The sequence below is a fragment of the Sinorhizobium prairiense genome (genome assembly GCF_029201645.2).
Taxonomy (GTDB): Bacteria; Pseudomonadota; Alphaproteobacteria; order Rhizobiales; family Rhizobiaceae; genus Sinorhizobium; species Sinorhizobium meliloti_A.
Genome location: NZ_CP104131.1, coordinates 943,712 through 960,409 on the forward strand (window position 1 = coordinate 943,712; position 16,698 = coordinate 960,409).

The following is a 16,698-nucleotide window of genomic DNA, read 5'->3' on the forward strand; positions in this document are numbered from 1 at the left end:
GACGACACCGCTGCCAAAAGGGAAGGGCGGCACCTGCGGGAGCCGCCCTTCAAGGGTTACCGTCGACGTTGCTGGACAAGCGCCCCGGCTTGTCACTTTCCCTGTCCGGCCGTAAGCCGTCGACGGTCGCGATCGCTGTTCTCGCTGATGCCAGGGACTTCCGTCACCGCGGCCATGGCCGCGGCTGCTTACTTATCGCCCTTGTCCTTCCCGCCTTTGCCTTGGCCGTCCTGATCGCCCTTATTGTTGTCCTGGTTACCCTTGCCGCCGTCCTGATCGCCCTTATTGTTGTCCTGGTTACCCTTGCCGCCGTCCTGGTTACCCTTGTCGTTGTCCTGGTTGCCCTTGCCGCCGTCCTGGTTACCCTTGCCGCCGTCCTGGTTGCCCTTGCCGCCGTCCTGGTTACCCTTGTCGTTGTCCTGGTTGCCCTTGCCGCCGTCCTGGTTACCCTTGCCGCCGTCCTGGTTGCCCTTGCCGCCGTCCTGGTTGCCCTTCCCGTTGTCCTGGTGGCCCTTGCCGCCGTCCTGGCCGCCCTTCCCGTTGTCCTGGCCGCCCTTGCCGCCGTCCTGGCCGCCCTTCCCGTTATCCTGGCCGCCCTTACCGCCGTCCTGATCACCTTTGCCATTATCCTGGTCACCCTTGCCGGGATCCTGACCACCACCGCCGCCGTTGTCGCCGCCGCCGCCGCCGCCACCACCGCCGCCACCGCCGCCACCAGTGCCGCCGCCCTTGTTGCCACCGCTCTTGCCGCTGCCTCTCGTCGGACCGCTTGCAGTGGAGTCACTGCGATCGTGGCGTCCGGTGCCCGCACCAATGGTCGCCGTCGTCAGGGGCGGACACATCTTAATCTGCGCGGGGTGAGAATCTTCGACCGGTTTATTGCAACGCAACATGCCGCGAAGTTGTCTTCCGAAAGCGGACTGCACTGACGGGCAGTCATGCGCTGGCGCTGTACTGCATCCGCATCCGTCGTAACGATTACGGCTCCTATCGTGGCCGTGGATAGTATGAAAAATGTCCGAAATATCGATCTATTAATTCTTTTCATTTCTATACTCCTAAAAACATTAACTTTAAAAATACTTTTTAGAATTGAATTAAAATTACCTGTGGTCAACTTACGAATTGTTAGTAGATGGCCATATCACTGCCTCATTTCGGGTTATCAACCATGGCTTAATCTATCTTAGCTAGTCTCTACGGCGAACCGGGGGACTTATGCCCGCCGTTGGAGAACGCCTCGTGAAACGCTTCATTGCGCAGACAGTCTTTTTGTTGCTGATCGCGGCCCCTGGGGCTGCCGATGCCGGTACAACTATGAGGACCGCCGGCAAGGCCTTCGCGCCGCCGGCCTTCGCATCCTTCTGCGCCCGCGAGCCGCGGCTCTGCAACACTGGCGGCGGCAAGAAGGCCGTCGTTCTCGCCCCGGAAAAGATCAGCGAGCTCAAACAGATCAACAGCACCGTCAATGCAAGCATCCGCGAACGCAGCGACCGCGCAAATGTCGGCAAGGACGATGACTGGCGCGTGCCGACCGCTTACGGAGACTGCGAGGACTTTGCAATTCTGAAGAAGCGGGAACTTCTGAAGCGGGGGTGGCCGGCCTCGGCTCTGCTACTCACGGTTGCGCGTTATCGCGGGGAGGGCCACACGGTTCTCACCGTCCGCACGAGCGAAGGCGACCTTGTGCTCGACAACAGGACCAACTCGGTCAGAGATTGGTCACGCACTCCTTATAATTACTTCGCCCGACAGTCCCAGTCGAACGGTAAGCGCTGGGAATTGATCGCAGGCGCGCAAAATATCTGACTTCGACTGAATGGGCGCTTTTGCAGGGCGGGAAAACCCGTATTGCGTGGAATTGATCTAATCCGCGCTGAGGGCCACCGCCGGCTGGAGGCGCGATGCATTTCTGGCCGGCAGATAGCCGAAGAGCAGGCCGGTGAGAAATGCACAGGCGAACGCAAGCGCGACGGGGCCGGGCGTGAAGCTGACGGGCATGCCGAAGGCTTTAGCGGCGTAACCGGTCGATAGACCCGCCACGACGCCGATCGCACCGCCGATCGCGGAAACGACCAGTGCCTCGACGATGAACTGCACGAGTATGTCCCGCTCGCGCGCTCCGGTCGCCATTCTCACGCCGATCTCGCGTGTGCGTTCGCTGACGCTGACGAGCATGATGTTCATCACGCCGATGCCGCCGACGAGCAGCGAAATCGCTGCGACCGATCCCAGGAAGAACTTCATGGTGTTCGAAGTCTCGGTAAAGGCCTCGCGCACGGAGGACATGTTGGTGATCTGGGTATCGTCCTTCCTGTGGCGCTCGTTGAGCAGTGCCTGAATTCTCTCCTGGGTCAGGTCTATTGCCGCGGCATCCTGCACCTTGACGGTGATCGTGCGGATGTTGCGCTGCCCGAAGAGGCGCATGCTGCCGGTCGTGAGCGGCACGAGGACCACGTCGTCCTGATCGTTGCCGCCGGCGCTGGCGCCCATCCCGCTCATCACCCCGATCACCTGGAAGGGAATTTTGTTCACGAGCACGTATTGACCGATCGGGTCGGAGCCCTCCGGGAAGAGCGTCTTGACGACGGTCTCGCCGAGCACGGCGACCGGTGCGTATGTTTCCATGTCGTTCCGGTTGATGAACTCGCCGCGGCCGATCTTCCAGGACTTCGCTTCCGTGAACTGCGGCACCGTTCCGTTAGCGGTGGTCTGATAGTCGATGTTGCCGCGCCGAAGCGTCACGGTGCTCGTCATTTCCGGGACGGCGAATGCGACATTCGCAAGCTCCGTGATCGCGTCCGCATCTGCCGGCACGAGGGTAACATTCGTCCCGCCGGCGCTGCCGCGGAAATTCGCCATGCTGGGGCGGACGACGAGAAGATCCGACCCCATCGACGAGATGCGGTCGAGTACCGAATTCTGCGCGCCGGTGCCGATGGCGAGCATGGCGACAACCGAGCCGACGCCGATGACGATGCCGAGAAGCGTCAGGATCGTACGGAAGAGGTTTGCCCGCAGCGCCCGCAGTGCCATCTTCACCGCTTCCGAGACGTCCGCGATCGCCGCGAAGCCCTCACGCGTGCTTTGGGCGAGACCGATGGCTGCGTCGGGATTGCTGCGTCCCTTCTTGGAGCGGTCGGCAACGATCCGCCCATCGCTGATCTCGATCAGCCGGTCGGCCTGTGCGGCGACCTCGCGCGAATGGGTGATGACGATGACGGTGTGGCCGTTTTCGTTCATATCCCGAAGGAGGCGCATCACCTCTTCGCCGCTCTGGCTGTCGAGCGCGCCGGTCGGCTCGTCGGCAAGGATGACGCGGCCTCCATTCATCAGGGCGCGGGCGATCGAGACGCGCTGCTGCTGGCCACCGGAAAGCTGGTTCGGACGATGATCGAGCCGTTCGCCGAGCTTGAGCGACTGCAGGAGCGCCTCGGCACGATCGTGCCGGTCGCGGGCGGAAACGCCGGCATAGACGGCGGGTACCTCGACATTCTCCCGGGCGCTTGCGGTCGGGATCAGATTGTAGGACTGGAAGATGAAGCCGAAGGTGCGGCGGCGCAACGCCGCGAGCGCGTCGCTGTCGAAGCCGGAGACGCTTTCGCCTTCGATGAAGTAGTTGCCCGAGGTCGGCTGGTCGAGGCAGCCGAGAATGTTCATCAGCGTCGACTTGCCGGAACCGGACTGGCCGATGATCGCGACGAACTCGCCGGCCTCGATGTCGAGGGATACATGGTGCAAGACGTCGACGGCGATGTCGCCGTTGAAATAGGTCTTGCTGACATCCCGGAGTGAAATGAGCGGGGCCATCGGCGTGCTCAGAACATCGGCGGCATGCGCATGCCGCGCCGGTTGGTATTGGGACCGCGGTTGCCGTTCGTGGCGGAGGCAGCGTCGACGACGACTTTCTCACCTTCCTCCAGCCCGCGGAGGATTTCGGCGCTCACCCGGTTGCGGACACCGACCCCGACGGTGCGCGTCTGCCTCGCACCGGACGGCGCGACGACGGTCACTTCCGCTCTTGCGGGCCCGTCGGAGGCCGCCGCCTCCATGGTGCGGAGTGCCGTGCTCGGGACGACCAGCACATTCTTGGCCGCCGCCTGGACGAAGAAAACCTGCGCGCTCATCGACATCATCAATTCGCCCGTGGGATTGGGGACATCGAACAGGGCATAGTAGAGGACGACGTTGTTCTCGGTATCGGGCATCGGCTCGATCTGACGCAACTTGCCGGTGAAGCGCTTTCCGGGCTGTCCGAGAAGGGTGAAATACGCATCCATGCCGAGCCTCAGCTTGCCGACATCGGCTTCGGAGACCTGCGCCTTGACCGTCATCGTGGAAAGATCGGCGATGGTGACGATCGTCGGCGTCGTCTGGTTTGCGTTGAGGGTCTGTCCCTCCTTGGCGGGATCGTCGACGATGGTGCCGGCCATCGGAGCATAGATCTTGGTATAGCCGAGATCGACCCGGTCCCCGGCAAGGGTGGCCTTCTGCTTGCGGATCTGCGCCTCGATCGCCTGCACATCCGCTCCAGCGGCCGCATGATCGGCGACGGCCTGGTCGAGCGTCGATTGCGAAACGCTTTTCGTGGCGACGAGATTGCGTTGACGCTCGATATTGGCCTGCTTCAATACGAGCTGGGCCTTCTTCGAGACGAGCTGCGCTTCAAGATTGGCCAGTTCCGCCTCGTCGATCTCGATCCTGTTCTCGATGGAGGCGGGGTCTATCTCGGCGATGAGCTGGTTCTGTTCGACCTTGTCGCCGATCCGGACATGCAACGACTTCAACTGGCCGGAGACCTGTGCGCCGGCATCGACCGATTTGACCGCCTCCAGCGTGCCGACGGCAGTCACGCTCTCTTCGATGTCGCCGCGCGTGGCCGCCTGAGTGATCATGGTGGTGGCCGGCTGCGCGCCCTGGCGGCTCCAGGCATAGTAGCCCGTGCCGACGATAGCGAGCATCAGGAGCGCAAAGATCCAGCGGCGGCGCGACGGGCGCTTTTTGCGTGGCGGCATCACCGGAGCCGGGATGACGGTGACGTTCGACGGTGTCGAACGCGACGCTTCGTCCGTCGTCTTGGCTGTCTTGCTCATCGTTTTTCTCTATCCCAGGCATCTTCATTCAACATAAAGATCAACCCGATTAGCGAAAAGCTTTGAGATCATTATATTTTCGTAATGTAGGGAGGCGCGCACCGGTAAAGCGGGCGCGGGGGCGACGCAGGCACGGAAATCGGAGTCCCGCCAGTGGGGTGCTCCCATTTTTGTGCGGGGCTGCGCTTGAAACGAACCGGATATCCAAAACCGCTTGACGTCGCCGGATCGGACAATTAGAAACCTCACGAACCGTACCGTACGGTACTGATAGGGCGAAGCGAGTGCAAAGCGTCGGAGCGATAAGAGAGGCAGGTGCCGCAAACGGCCTGACCGAGCGCCAGGGAGCGGTGCTCGAACAGGCTTTGCGCCTGCTTGTCGACGGGGGCGAAAAGGCGCTGACGACGGCGGGAGTGGCGCGCGCGGCGAACTGCTCCAAGGAGAGCCTCTACAAGTGGTTCGGCGATCGTGAAGGGCTCCTTTCGGCCATGATCGCCTTTCAGGCGAGCAAGGTTCGCACGCTCGACGTCTCCGCCGCAAAGCTGGACGGGGGCAGCTTGAGGGTGCATCTCGTCGCTTTCGCCAAGGACCTTCTCGACGTGCTGGCGGGCGACGTGTCGCTGGCGCTCAACCGGCTGGCGATCGGACAGGCGAGCCGGGAAGGCTCGAAGCTCGGCCACATGCTGCAGGAACGCGGCCGCCGGCAGATCGGACGCAGGGCGGGAGCGCTGCTCGAAGCGGGCCGCAAGGCCGGTCTCCTGGCTTTCGACAACGCTGACGAAGCCTATGGCGCTCTTTACGGGCTCGTCGTCTCCGACTGGCATTTGCGCATGCTTCTCGGCGAGGAGCCGGGTAGCCTGAAGAAGGATTTCAGTCGCAGGGCGGAGCGGGCGGTCGACGCCTTTCTCACGCTCTACGGCGCGAAAAGGTAGGGCGGCCGTATCTGCGGCTGCCAAAGCGAAACGGACAAGCAAAGGGAAGGAAAAATCGATGCGCGTCTATTACGATCGTGATGCCGATCTCAACCTCATCAAGTCGAAGAAGGTCGCCATCATCGGCTACGGCAGCCAGGGCCGCGCCCATGCGCTGAACCTCAAGGATTCCGGCGCGCAGAACGTCGCCATTGCGCTTAAGTCGGGTTCGGCCACGGCAAAGAAGGCCGAAGCGGACGGCTTCAAGGTCATGACCGTTGCCGAAGCTGCCGCCTGGGCCGACCTGATGATGATGGCGACGCCGGACGAGCTGCAGGCCGACATCTACAAGGCCGAGATCGCCGGAAACATCCGCGACGGCGCGGCAATCGCCTTTGCGCACGGCCTGAACGTCCACTTCGGCCTCATCGAGCCGAAGGCCTCGGTCGACGTCGTGATGATCGCGCCGAAGGGCCCGGGTCATACGGTCCGCGGCGAATACCAGAAGGGCGGCGGCGTCCCCTGCCTGGTCGCCGTTCATCAGGACGCTTCCGGTAATGCCCTCGATCTCGCTCTCTCCTACGCCTGCGGCGTCGGCGGCGGCCGCTCGGGCATCATCGAGACCAACTTCAAGGAAGAGTGCGAAACCGATCTCTTCGGCGAACAGGTCGTTCTCTGCGGCGGCCTGGTCGAACTCATCCGCGCCGGTTTCGAGACGCTGGTCGAGGCCGGTTATGCGCCGGAGATGGCCTATTTCGAGTGCTTGCACGAGGTGAAGCTGATCGTCGACCTGATCTATGAAGGCGGCATCGCCAACATGAACTACTCGATCTCGAACACGGCCGAGTGGGGCGAATACGTCACCGGACCGCGCATCATCACCGAAGAGACCAAGGCCGAGATGAAGCGGGTCCTCAAGGACATCCAGACCGGCAAGTTCACCTCGGAATGGATGCAGGAATACCGCTCCGGTGCCGCCCGCTTCAAGGGTATCCGTCGCGTCAACGACTCTCACCAGATCGAGGAAGTCGGCGCGAAGCTGCGCGCGATGATGCCTTGGATCGGCAAGAACAAGCTGGTCGACAAGGCGAAAAACTAAGATCTGCCTGCAATGAACAAAAGGGAAGCCGGAGCCCACGCTCCGGCTTCTTCATATGCAGCGGCTTACATCGGATCCTTACCCTTCATGGCATTCGCCATATGGGACTTGCATTTTTCCTGATCGTTCGCCGCCAGTGCCTCCTTGGCCATGGCGAGTTCCTTCTGCGCCATCTCCTTCCGACCCGTGTCGGTGATCTGGCCCACGTCAGTCTCGAGCTTCGTCATGCCTGCCTGGTCGCAAACCATATCGGCCTGGGCAAAGGCTGGGGACACGCAAGCGGCGGATATCGCGGCTGCAACCAACATTTTTCTCAACATCTGTAACCTCCAGTTTCGTCGCTTCATGCGATACACGGCTCCAAACCACCGAGGGACCGATCAGTTCCTTGCCGCAAGCTGCCGGTGCTCCCGTACGCAAAGCCGTCACACACTTTCCTGGAGTGCTCTAAGCACGCAGTGACGCGCCGCAGATGCGTCCGGCATTGAGAATCGCGACGGCGTCGCTATCCTGCGAGGCGCGGGCCTTCGGCCAGCCTCCGAGCGAGGGCGAAATCCGATGTCACCAACACGCCGTAAGCTGACCACCATTTTCTGCGCCGACGTGCAGGATTATTCGCGCCTGATGGGGAAAGACGAGGAGGGAACGCTTCAGGCTCTCAAGCGCAGCCGGGATGCCATGGCGCGCCTGATCGAGGCGCATGAGGGACGGGTGGTCAACACATGGGGCGACGGGGTGATCGCGGAGTTTCCGAGCGTGGTCGAGGCGGTGAGGGCGGCGATAGACGTTCAGAACGAGTTGGCCGGACTGAATGCCGAGCGACAAGGCGAGGCGCGGATGGATTATCGCATCGGCCTCAATCTGGGCGATGTGATCGCTGACGGCGACGACCTTTACGGCGACGGCGTCAATATCGCGGCCCGCCTGCAAGCCTCGGCGCCGGCCGGCGGCATCGTGATTTCGAGCACCGTCTATGATCAGGTTCGCAACAAGCTGGCCGTCGGCTTCGAATTTCTTGGCGCGCTGACGGTCAAGAACATCGACGGGGGCATTCCGAGTTATGTGGTCCAGATCGGAGCGGCCGAGGGCGCGGTGTCGCAAAAACGGGGCCGCGACTGGGGGAGACCGGGTGCACATTCGGACCGCGGGACCCCGGCCGCCGAGACCGGGGCACGGCGAGCGACGATCGTAGGACGCGCAGCGGCAGGCCGTCGCTTTTTCGGCGTTCTCGCCGTAGCCGCCGCGGCGGTCGTTGCCATAAATCTGCTGTCGTGGGAGGGAACGTTCTGGGCCAGATGGCCCCTGTTTGCGCTGGCCTTGATCGCGATGCTCGGTGGCCTATGGACGTCCACGCGGCTCGACCGCGGACTGGCCCTGCTCGGGGTAGCCGGATTTGCGGTCCTTGCGGTCAATCTCCTTTCCTGGGAGGGAGATTCTGGGCGGTATGGCCTCTGCTTGGAATTGCGGTGGCGGCGGGACTTCGGTGGGTCACGCACCGTCCCGGACGGTGAGCACCGGCTCGCATAGGTTAAGCGGCGAAATGCATGCGGTGTAACCGGAAGTTGACGGGACTCGGCAAGCCGTGCATTGTGCCCCCAAGGAAGATAAAGCTCAGCAGGCATTCGCATAGGAACGACGTTCAGATAAATCTTTTCGGGGGGCACTGTGAGAAGAGGCCGGGAGTTCCTTTGCGCGGCGGCGCTGGCGTTGGCCGTGGCTGCGCCGGCAGCGGCGGCGGATCTGGTGATCGCGATGCCGCCCTGGCCATCCGGACAGGCAGCCGCGAACATTCTCAAGCTCGGCATCGCCAAGAAGTTCAGCCTCGAGGGGGAGGTGCGCGAACTCGGGACGCTGACCGCCTTCATCGGCCTCGAAAAGGGCGAGGTCGATATCCAGCCGGAGGTTTGGCGGCCGAATTTCGACGAACTCGTCCGTAAATTCGTCACCGAAAAAGGCGTCGTGACGCTCAGCGAGCGTGCGGTGCCTGCATGGCAGGGGCTTTGCGCCACGCCGGAAGCGGCTGCGACGATCAAGTCGGTCGCGGATCTCGGCGATCCGGCCAAGACCAAGATACTGGATACCGACGGCGACGGGCGCGGCGAAATGTGGATCGGCGCCGCCGAATGGCTTTCGACGGGCATCGAACGGGCGCGGGCGGCGGGCTACGGCTATGCGGCGAACCTGACGCTCGTCGAGGCCAAGGAGGAAGTGGCGATGGCGGCGGTCGACGCGGCGATCGCGACCGCGCGCCCGATGGTCTTCTACTGCTACGCTCCGCACCACGTTTTCAAGCTGCACCAGATCTCCCGACTCGAGGAGCCGCCTCACGACCCGGCGAAATGGAAGATCGCGCCGCCGAACGACCCGCTATGGGTCAGCAAATCGAGCGCCGCCACGGCCTGGGACGCCGGACAATTTCAGATCGGCTATGCGACGGCCTTCGCAAAGAAGCATCCGGAAGTCGCGCAGTTCCTTCAGAAGGTAGATTTCTCGCCGGATGAAGTGACGGCGATGAGCTATGCGCTCGAAGTCGAGCGGCAGGCGCCTGCGGACTACGCCAGGAAATGGGTTGAAAGCCACGCGGAACGGATCGACGGATGGGCGAAATGACGATGCTCCAGACGCTCTCGAAAAGACAGGCAGGCCGGCGTAAATTCGGCAAGGCGCTGCTTCTCCTCGGTCTTTGCCTCGTTCCGCTTGCAGCGCTTGCCCAAACCCAGATCTACGATTCCAAGACGAAGAAATGGGTGAACTACGACAAGAGGAAAGCGCGACAGTACTTCGCGCGAAACAATCAGGTTCCCGAGGCCTTTCGCCGGCAGATGGTGCCGTTCCGCACGGCAGAAGTTCCGGGCACGATCATCATCGATGGCAACCAGCATTTCCTCTATCTCGTGCAGCCCGGCGGTCAGGCGATCCGCTACGGCATCGGTGTAGGCCGCGAAGGTTTCGGCTGGGCGGGCATCGTTCGGGTAGGGCGCACGGCCGAGTGGCCGACCTGGACGCCGCCGGCCGAGATGGTCGCGCGCGATCCGAACGCGGCAAAATGGGCAGGCGGCATGCCGGGCGGGCCCGACAATCCGCTAGGCGCTCGCGCGCTCTACCTTTACGAAGGTGATAACGATACGATCTACCGCATCCATGGTACGGTGGAGCCCTGGACGATCGGGCTGGACGTTTCCTCCGGGTGCATAAGAATGAACAATGATGACATTATCGACCTGCATTCGCGCGTCAGCGTGGGCGCGAAGGTCATCGTGCTGATGCAGGGGGCTGCTCTCTACAAGGGCGTGTGACCGGCCGAAACGCGGCCGCACGGGCGAGAGCGCGAAGATACGGGCGATAGGCCAAGACCGGAGGATGTGGATTTGTCGACGAGTAAAGCGGGAAGCCGTCCAATTCAAGCGTCTGTGATGGCTGCGGTCTTTCTTCTTGCCGCATGCCAATCGACCCCGGAGCCTCAGGAAATGGCCCGCACGAGCCTCCAGACAGCCCCCGCCGACCTGCAGCTCTTGTGCGCCAATGCCGTGGTCGCCCAGGCCGGCGGCGCCAAGGTCCTGCCGATGAGTTCTCGACAGCTCGATGCGACGAGCTACAGCGTCGACCTCGATGCCGCCGGTCGCAAGTTTACCTGCATCGTGGACAGCAGCGGCAGCGTGAAGTCGGTCCAGCCGGCATAGGTGTTCAAGACGGCGTTTTTCAAACAAACGCCCCTTCCGGCTCGCTTTTGCGGCGCAGTATAAATGTTGCGCCGCATGAAAAATAAAGAATAGAGTTCTCTTCCGGAGGTTATCCGGAGAATTTTCTTCCAAAAATTCTGAAATTGTGTTCTGATACCCTTGTGGGTAGGAGGAGCACTATGTCCACGATCATACAGCACTTCGCTCTTTTCGATTTGCTTATCTTGGCTGGGATCTCTTTTCTTCTGATCTGCAGCTATTTCGACGAGGGTGAGGCCTGAGTATCAGGAAGCGTTCGCCGCCTCCTGCCGACCGGAACTTATCCGGTCCGACCCTTGGCGTCTCGAGCCGAAGCGGCTAGCCGATCGTTGCCTGACGGTGCCGACGGCCACGGCGTCACAGTCCCGTGTGCCTCGATCCCGTACGCCGCGCCTCCCATTTCCAGCGAGCGTATCGGAATGTCTGTAGCTGCACGGTTGCCTGTAACGGCGCAGGCGACAGCTGAGGCAAAATAGGTCAGGAATATTGACTTAAATAGTGCGCTGTGTTCATGTCCCTCGGGTGCAACCGGGAGGACCTCCATGCTGGATTGGGAAAGCATTTTCGCCACGCGCTCGAGCCGGATGAAGGCTTCGGAAATCCGCGAATTGCTGAAGCTGCTCGATCGTCCCGACATCATTTCGTTTGCGGGCGGAATTCCCGATCCTGAGCTTTTTCCGAATGATGCGTTCAGGGAAGCTTACGCCGAGATTTTCGATGGGCCGTCGGTCGGTGCCGCGCTGCAATATTCGGTGAGCGAGGGCTATCGGCCGCTTCGCGAGTGGCTCGCCGGGCAGATGGCGGCACTTGGCATTCCGGCGAGCGTCGACAACATCTTCATCACCTCCGGGTCGCAGCAGGGGCTCGACTATCTCGGCAAGCTGTTTCTGTCGCCGAAAGACACGGCGCTCGTCACCTGGCCGACCTATCTAGGTGCGCTACAGGCCTTCAACGCCTATGAACCCAATTACGATCAGCTGAACCCCGCCGGCAACCGGACGCCGGCAGCCTATGCCCAGGCTGCAGCGGAAGCGGGCGGGCGCGTCAAGTTCGCCTATCTCTCGGCCGACTTTTCCAACCCCACCGGCGAGACGGTGGGTCGTGCCGGGCGCGAGCACGTCCTTGCACTTGCCGAGGAGCTCGACATCGCCATCATCGAGGATGCGGCCTACCAGTCGCTGCGTTATGACGGCGAGGCGATCCCGCCGATCCTTGCGCTTGAGATCGCCCGCAAAGGCGACATAAACAGCACGCGCACGATCTATTGCGGCAGCTTCTCGAAGACGCTGGCGCCTGGCCTTCGCGTCGGCTGGATCTGCGCCGCCGAACCGGTGATCCGCAAGCTGGTGCTGATGAAGCAGGCCGCCGACCTTCACTCCTCCACCATCAACCAGATGGCGATCGCGACCGTCGCCGGGCGGGGCTTCGAGGCGCAGGTGGCGAAAATCCACAAGGCCTACAGGCAGCGGCGTGACGCGATGCTGTCGGCGCTCGAAAAATACATGCCCGCCGGCGTCACCTGGACGAAGCCCGAAGGCGGCATGTTCATCTGGGTCACGCTGCCGAAGGGGAGCGACGGCGCTGAGCTGCTGGCCAAGTCGATCCAGACGGCCAAGGTGGCGTTCGTCCCCGGCCGCGCCTTTTTCGCCGACGGGTCCGGCGAAAACACCCTGCGGCTCAGCTTCTCCTGCGCCAACGACAGGATGATCGACGAGGGCATCCGCCGGCTGGCCGATCTCATTCGCGGCGAGGTCGCGCAGGCGGCCTGAGTGGAAGTCGCGGCAGGCTGACGATTTTCGCCCCTCATCCGCCTGCCGGCACCTTCTCCCCGCAAATCGGGGAGAAGGGACAAGCGGCATGCACTCAGTTCCAATGAACGGTTGCGGAGAGATATCGAGCGGCTACCGCGAGTCTCCTTCGCCCCAATAGCGGGGAGAAGGTGCCGGCAGGCGGATGAGGGGCGGCCGCGGGTTCATAAAGAGCTGTCGTCGCTCAAATATGCGGCCCGAGCAGCGACAGATCGGCTTTGCCGAGGCGGTCCTTGGCGGTCCAGAGCTGATGCCAATAGGGATAGATGACCGGCGGCAGGCTGACGGCGTCGAGGAGCTCGCGTTCCTCGTCGGTGAGCTTCAGGCCGGCAGCGGCGAGATTGTCGCGGAACTGCTCCTCGGTGCGCCCGCCGATGATCACCGAGGTGACGGCATCTCGGCCGATAAGCCAGGCGAGCGCGACCTGCGCCGGGGACACGTTGCGCTCGGCGGCGATCGCCACCAGCATATCGACGATCTTCCACAGCCGTTCCTCGTCGCGGATCGGCGGCTCGTTCCAGCCGGCAAGCTGGCGGGTGCCTTCCGGCGAGTGTCCGCGCCTGTGCTTGCCTGACAGAAGGCCGCCCGCCAGCGGGCTCCAGACGAGGATGCCGAGACCCTGATCGATGGAGATCGGGACCAGTTCGTACTCGGCCTCGCGCGCTTCGAGCGTGTAATGAATCTGTTGGCTGACGAAGCGCTGGCGGTGTTCGAGCGCACTGATGCCGAGTGCCTTCATGATGTGCCAGCCGGAATAGTTGGAGCAGCCGATGTAGCGCACCTTGCCCTGGCGCACGAGCGTATCGAGCGCTTCCATGGTTTCCTCGAGCGGCGTCTGACCGTCCCATTCATGAACCTGGTAAAGGTCGATTACGTCGGTCTTCAAACGCTTCAGGCTCGCCTCGCAGGCGTGGACCAGGTGATGGCGCGACAGGCCTCCGTCATTGGGGCCGGGGCCCATCGAGAAGGGCGCCTTGGTGGCGATGAGCACGCCGTCCTTGCGCTTTCCTCCGAGAACTTCGCCGATGATCTCCTCGCAGGTGCCGGTCGAATAGATGTCCGCCGTATCGATCAGATTGACGCCCGCATCCAGGCAGAGGTCGACATAGCGGCGGGCATCCGCGACACCGACATCGCCGACCTGGGAGAACTTTCCGCCACCGCCGATCGTCATCGTACCCATGGTGATGGTCGAGATCTTGAGCCCGGAGCGGCCGAGCCGACGATATTCCATTGTCTCGCTCCTTGTGTTGTTGGTCGCCTATAGGATGTTAGAGGAATCTTGTCGGTATCGCGTCCTTATAGGGAAACAGCGGGAAGTAAGGCCGCGCCTCGGCCAAGGTGCGCTGGAAGGAGGGGCGCTCCAGCAGGCGCTCGAAATAGGCGCCGAGGTTCGGATGGGTGCCGTCGAACGGGGCCACGATACCGGCGTAGAAGAGGGCGGGCGCGGCGGCGCAGTCGGCGATCGAGAAGCTTTCCCCGACCGCAAAGCGCCGGTCGTCGAAGTGGCGTTCGGCAAGGTCATACGCGTTCGCCAGCGCCGCTTGCGCATCGGCGACGCCGCGCCGGTCGTTCTCGCCGGAGGCGCGCAGCGTATCGGTCACGATCTTCTGCATCGGGACCTGGACGTAGAGGTCGAAGAAGCGGTCCCAGAGCCGCGCCTCGAGCGCCAGGGCGTCGTCGTGCGGTATCAGCGGCTGCTCACCGGGGTAATGCTGGTCGAGATATTCGATGATCACTGAGGTTTCCGGCACCGTCCTGTCGCGTGCAGCGTCGTGCAGCACGGGAATCTTGCCGACGGGCCAGACCTCCAGATAGCGAGCATGCTCCGCCGGGTCTCCGAGATCCACGACCTGCGGGGTGAACGGCGTGCCGGCTTCGTACAGCGCGATCAGCACTTTGTGACAGAAGGAAGCAAGCGGATGAAGGTAGAGGGTGAGTGTCATGCGACATGTCCTTGGGCCGGCCCCAGTGACTATAGCGCGGATTCGGGAGGGGAAAAGCAGGCTTCTCTGCAGTGCCCTTTAAGGTGGAAATTCCTCATAACCCTAACCGGCGGTTGCCATGAAAATGCCGGGATGCCCTGATGGTTTGCATCCGGCACGCAGCCGCCCAGGATCCCGCTCGATGTTCATTGCCCATCTTCCCGCCGGTTACATTCTCACCCATTGCATCGCTCGAAAGAATGAAACCATCCGATCCCGCGCGCTCGCGGTAGGGCTGATCTTCTCCGTGCTTCCGGATTTGGATCTGCTTTATTTTTTCCTCGGAGACGGCCGGCGTACGCCACATCACGACTACTGGACCCATTTGCCGATTTTCTGGCTGGGGGTTGCGGCGCTCACGGCCGCGGCGCTGATCCTTGCCGGGAAGCGGCACTCTATGTTTGTTTCTCGTTTGGGTCGCGCTCGCCAACGTGATGATGCACCTTCTTCTCGATTCGATCGCCGCAGACATCCGCTGGCTCCATCCCCTTTCGGGGACCCGCTTCAACCTCGTCGAGGTGCCGGCGCGCTTTGAGCCCTGGTACCTCAATTTCATACTGCACTGGACGTTTGCGGCGGAAATTGCGATCTGCGCGGCCGCGTTGTGGGTCTGGCGGATGCAAAGGCGCAGGAACCGTGATCGCAGGGTCGAAGGAAACGCCGCAGAGGGGACCGAGCGAATTCACGCATGAAAACGACGCGCAAGGGCGCGTCGCAAAGTGGTACCAGCCGACAGCGCCGCGCGCTCATCAGACGTGCGAGGATCGCCGTAGCTGCTGTGCAGCCGCAGGGCGCGCCTCAGCGCGCGCGGGCTACTTTCTTCGGCGACGGCAGCAGACCTTCGCGCTGAAGCTTCTTGCGCGCCAGCTTGCGGGTGCGGCGGACAGCTTCTGCTTTTTCGCGGACGCGCTTTTCGGACGGTTTTTCGTAGGCGCTGCGCATCTTCATTTCGCGGAAGACGCCTTCACGCTGCATCTTCTTCTTGAGAACGCGAAGAGCCTGGTCGATGTTATTGTCCCTGACGAGTACCTGCAAAGTATATCCTTTCCGTTTTTATAGGATTGCTGATTGGGTTCTTTATTTCGGCGTCCTGATGTTCAAGGGTTTGAACCAGGGCTTGCCTTCGACCGATGCCGTCTGGCCGTGTTCCTGGACCGGCGAAGCCGTTTCCGAAGGATCGATGTCGTGTTCGAAGATTCGCCGTTCGAAGTTCTCCGTTCCGAACCGCACCCGATATTGCGCTTCCCCATGTTCGGCCGCGGGCAGGATGGACACGATGCGGCAGGTCCGGTCCGCAGCGGCCGTGCGCGTGAGATCGGCTCTCAGGACGACACTGTCGCCAACGCTGTAGGTGTTCCGGCCCATGGCCATCTCCTTCGTCCGTGCCACCCCGGGGGCGGCACAAGCAAAAAAGGCCGGGCGTTACCCCGACCTCCTCTTGAGCGCCGCGCGTCTTTACCAGACGCGCTGGGGCGCCCCGTCATTCAAACGCTCCCTGCCAGTACATCCGTGGTCAGCGGAGGCGAATGACGAATTTATGCGGCCCGCAGATTGTCTGCAGAGCTCTTGCCGGACTTGTTGTCGCGGACGATGTCGTAGGTAACCTTCTGGCCTTCTACGAGCGAACGCATTCCAGCGCGTTCAACGGCGGAGGCGTGCACGAATACGTCCGTGGCGCCATCGTCGGGCTGGATGAAGCCGAAGCCCTTGGTGCTGTTGAACCACTTTACGGTGCCTGAGTTCATAACGATTTCCTTTCAATCGCTAGAGTTCCCGGACGAATATCAGCCCGGTTTGATCGATATTGAGAGGAAATCTGACGAAGCGCTTCGGCGCGTAGACAAAGGTCACAAGCAAGTTTCGATGAGCTATATATAAACGCTGCTTCGAGATATGCAATGGATGAACCGAATTTAATTGTGCGAGGGACTCACCCCGTCCCGAAAATACGATCAAGCCGCTGATTTGAATCGCCAATAATATTTTAGAGAGATCGTCCGAGAACATTCGTGGAATACTCCGGTCGGCCGACGAGCTGAGGGTTTTCCGGCTTTTCGCTGTCACATCCCTGTAAAACACCCGC

At 62.0% G+C, this 16,698-nt stretch carries 15 protein-coding genes and 3 pseudogenes; 9 read left to right on the forward strand and 9 right to left on the reverse strand.

Annotation, left to right across the window (positions count from 1 at the left end; translation table 11 throughout):
* Positions 1–368 precede the first annotated feature (368 nt).
* Positions 369–1,048, reverse strand: a pseudogene (locus N0Q91_RS07140) (hypothetical protein); the annotation flags it as partial.
* Positions 1,049–1,218: 170 nt separating this feature from the next.
* Between N0Q91_RS07140 and N0Q91_RS07145 the strand changes: the two are divergent.
* Complete coding sequence (locus N0Q91_RS07145) at positions 1,219–1,809, forward strand: transglutaminase-like cysteine peptidase (protein ID WP_100675112.1); 591 nt, start codon at positions 1,219–1,221, stop codon at positions 1,807–1,809.
* Between the two features lie 57 nt (positions 1,810–1,866).
* On the opposite strand, the gene N0Q91_RS07150 is transcribed toward N0Q91_RS07145, so the two are convergent.
* Together N0Q91_RS07150 and macA are read right to left on the reverse strand one after the other, a co-directional pair.
* Positions 1,867–3,810, reverse strand: a complete 1,944-nt coding sequence (locus N0Q91_RS07150) for a MacB family efflux pump subunit (RefSeq protein ID WP_275597709.1) — start codon at positions 3,808–3,810, stop codon at positions 1,867–1,869.
* An 8-nt stretch (positions 3,811–3,818) separates the two neighbouring features.
* Positions 3,819–5,093: a macrolide transporter subunit MacA gene (gene macA / locus N0Q91_RS07155; protein ID WP_275597710.1), complete on the reverse strand. Its 1,275-nt coding sequence runs from the start codon at positions 5,091–5,093 to the stop codon at positions 3,819–3,821.
* 284 nt (positions 5,094–5,377) lie between these two features.
* Here macA and N0Q91_RS07160 point away from each other — a divergent pair, with 284 nt between their 5' ends.
* Positions 5,378–6,025 (forward strand): TetR/AcrR family transcriptional regulator C-terminal domain-containing protein, encoded by a 648-nt coding sequence (locus N0Q91_RS07160; protein ID WP_018095354.1) that lies wholly within the window; start codon positions 5,378–5,380, stop codon positions 6,023–6,025.
* Positions 6,026–6,056: 31 nt separating this feature from the next.
* Positions 6,057–7,103, forward strand: a pseudogene (ilvC, locus tag N0Q91_RS07165) (ketol-acid reductoisomerase); the annotation flags it as partial.
* 65 nt (positions 7,104–7,168) lie between these two features.
* Here ilvC and N0Q91_RS07170 read toward each other — a convergent pair.
* Positions 7,169–7,423: a hypothetical protein gene (locus N0Q91_RS07170; RefSeq protein WP_018095352.1), complete on the reverse strand. Its 255-nt coding sequence runs from the start codon at positions 7,421–7,423 to the stop codon at positions 7,169–7,171.
* A gap of 238 nt (positions 7,424–7,661) precedes the next feature.
* Here N0Q91_RS07170 and N0Q91_RS07175 point away from each other — a divergent pair.
* From N0Q91_RS07175 to N0Q91_RS07195, 5 genes and pseudogenes are all read left to right on the forward strand, one after another.
* Positions 7,662–8,614: pseudogene (locus N0Q91_RS07175) on the forward strand (adenylate/guanylate cyclase domain-containing protein).
* A 154-nt stretch (positions 8,615–8,768) separates the two neighbouring features.
* Positions 8,769–9,713, forward strand: coding sequence for an ABC transporter substrate-binding protein (locus N0Q91_RS07180; protein ID WP_275597711.1), 945 nt, complete (start codon positions 8,769–8,771; stop codon positions 9,711–9,713).
* Entirely contained in the window at positions 9,701–10,399 is a 699-nt protein-coding gene (locus N0Q91_RS07185) for a L,D-transpeptidase (protein WP_100675116.1), read from the forward strand. Before N0Q91_RS07180 ends, N0Q91_RS07185 begins: the two co-directional genes overlap by 13 nt.
* A 117-nt stretch (positions 10,400–10,516) precedes the next feature.
* On the forward strand, positions 10,517–10,783 hold the full coding sequence (locus tag N0Q91_RS07190; RefSeq protein ID WP_234819379.1) for a hypothetical protein: 267 nt from the start codon (positions 10,517–10,519) through the stop codon (positions 10,781–10,783).
* A gap of 581 nt (positions 10,784–11,364) precedes the next feature.
* Positions 11,365–12,591, forward strand: a complete 1,227-nt coding sequence (locus N0Q91_RS07195; protein WP_275597712.1) for an aminotransferase-like domain-containing protein — start codon at positions 11,365–11,367, stop codon at positions 12,589–12,591.
* A gap of 223 nt (positions 12,592–12,814) precedes the next feature.
* Here N0Q91_RS07195 and N0Q91_RS07200 read toward each other — a convergent pair whose 3' ends face one another.
* Positions 12,815–13,864, reverse strand: coding sequence for an aldo/keto reductase (locus tag N0Q91_RS07200; RefSeq protein ID WP_275597713.1), 1,050 nt, complete (start codon positions 13,862–13,864; stop codon positions 12,815–12,817).
* A gap of 37 nt (positions 13,865–13,901) precedes the next feature.
* Positions 13,902–14,576, reverse strand: coding sequence for a glutathione S-transferase family protein (locus N0Q91_RS07205; RefSeq protein ID WP_275597714.1), 675 nt, complete (start codon positions 14,574–14,576; stop codon positions 13,902–13,904).
* 181 nt (positions 14,577–14,757) lie between these two features.
* Between N0Q91_RS07205 and N0Q91_RS07210 the strand changes: the two genes are divergently transcribed.
* Positions 14,758–15,150, forward strand: a complete 393-nt coding sequence (locus N0Q91_RS07210; protein ID WP_275597715.1) for a hypothetical protein — start codon at positions 14,758–14,760, stop codon at positions 15,148–15,150.
* Positions 15,151–15,413: 263 nt separating this feature from the next.
* Here N0Q91_RS07210 and rpsU read toward each other — a convergent pair whose 3' ends face one another.
* The 3 genes from rpsU to N0Q91_RS07225 all read right to left on the reverse strand — a co-directional run bounded on the left by rpsU (position 15,414) and on the right by N0Q91_RS07225 (position 16,360).
* Positions 15,414–15,650: a 30S ribosomal protein S21 gene (rpsU, locus tag N0Q91_RS07215; protein WP_003537123.1), complete on the reverse strand. Its 237-nt coding sequence runs from the start codon at positions 15,648–15,650 to the stop codon at positions 15,414–15,416.
* A gap of 42 nt (positions 15,651–15,692) precedes the next feature.
* Positions 15,693–15,980 (reverse strand): cold-shock protein, encoded by a 288-nt coding sequence (locus N0Q91_RS07220; protein WP_100674880.1) that lies wholly within the window; start codon positions 15,978–15,980, stop codon positions 15,693–15,695.
* A gap of 170 nt (positions 15,981–16,150) precedes the next feature.
* On the reverse strand, positions 16,151–16,360 hold the full coding sequence (locus tag N0Q91_RS07225; RefSeq protein ID WP_018095341.1) for a cold-shock protein: 210 nt from the start codon (positions 16,358–16,360) through the stop codon (positions 16,151–16,153).
* Positions 16,361–16,698 lie beyond the last annotated feature (338 nt).

Coding starts and splice junctions, on each gene's coding strand:
- N0Q91_RS07145 (WP_100675112.1), top strand. CDS start 1,219: ATGCCCGCCGTTGGAGAACGCCTCGTGAAACGCTTCATTGCGCAGACA.
- N0Q91_RS07185 (WP_100675116.1), top strand. CDS start 9,701: ATGGGCGAAATGACGATGCTCCAGACGCTCTCGAAAAGACAGGCAGGC.
- N0Q91_RS07210 (WP_275597715.1), top strand. CDS start 14,758: ATGTTCATTGCCCATCTTCCCGCCGGTTACATTCTCACCCATTGCATC.
- N0Q91_RS07220 (WP_100674880.1), bottom strand. CDS start 15,980: ATGGGCCGGAACACCTACAGCGTTGGCGACAGTGTCGTCCTGAGAGCC.
- N0Q91_RS07195 (WP_275597712.1), top strand. CDS start 11,365: ATGCTGGATTGGGAAAGCATTTTCGCCACGCGCTCGAGCCGGATGAAG.
- N0Q91_RS07225 (WP_018095341.1), bottom strand. CDS start 16,360: ATGAACTCAGGCACCGTAAAGTGGTTCAACAGCACCAAGGGCTTCGGC.
- N0Q91_RS07205 (WP_275597714.1), bottom strand. CDS start 14,576: ATGACACTCACCCTCTACCTTCATCCGCTTGCTTCCTTCTGTCACAAA.
- macA (WP_275597710.1), bottom strand. CDS start 5,093: ATGAGCAAGACAGCCAAGACGACGGACGAAGCGTCGCGTTCGACACCG.
- N0Q91_RS07150 (WP_275597709.1), bottom strand. CDS start 3,810: ATGGCCCCGCTCATTTCACTCCGGGATGTCAGCAAGACCTATTTCAAC.
- N0Q91_RS07170 (WP_018095352.1), bottom strand. CDS start 7,423: ATGTTGAGAAAAATGTTGGTTGCAGCCGCGATATCCGCCGCTTGCGTG.
- N0Q91_RS07200 (WP_275597713.1), bottom strand. CDS start 13,864: ATGGAATATCGTCGGCTCGGCCGCTCCGGGCTCAAGATCTCGACCATC.
- N0Q91_RS07190 (WP_234819379.1), top strand. CDS start 10,517: ATGGCTGCGGTCTTTCTTCTTGCCGCATGCCAATCGACCCCGGAGCCT.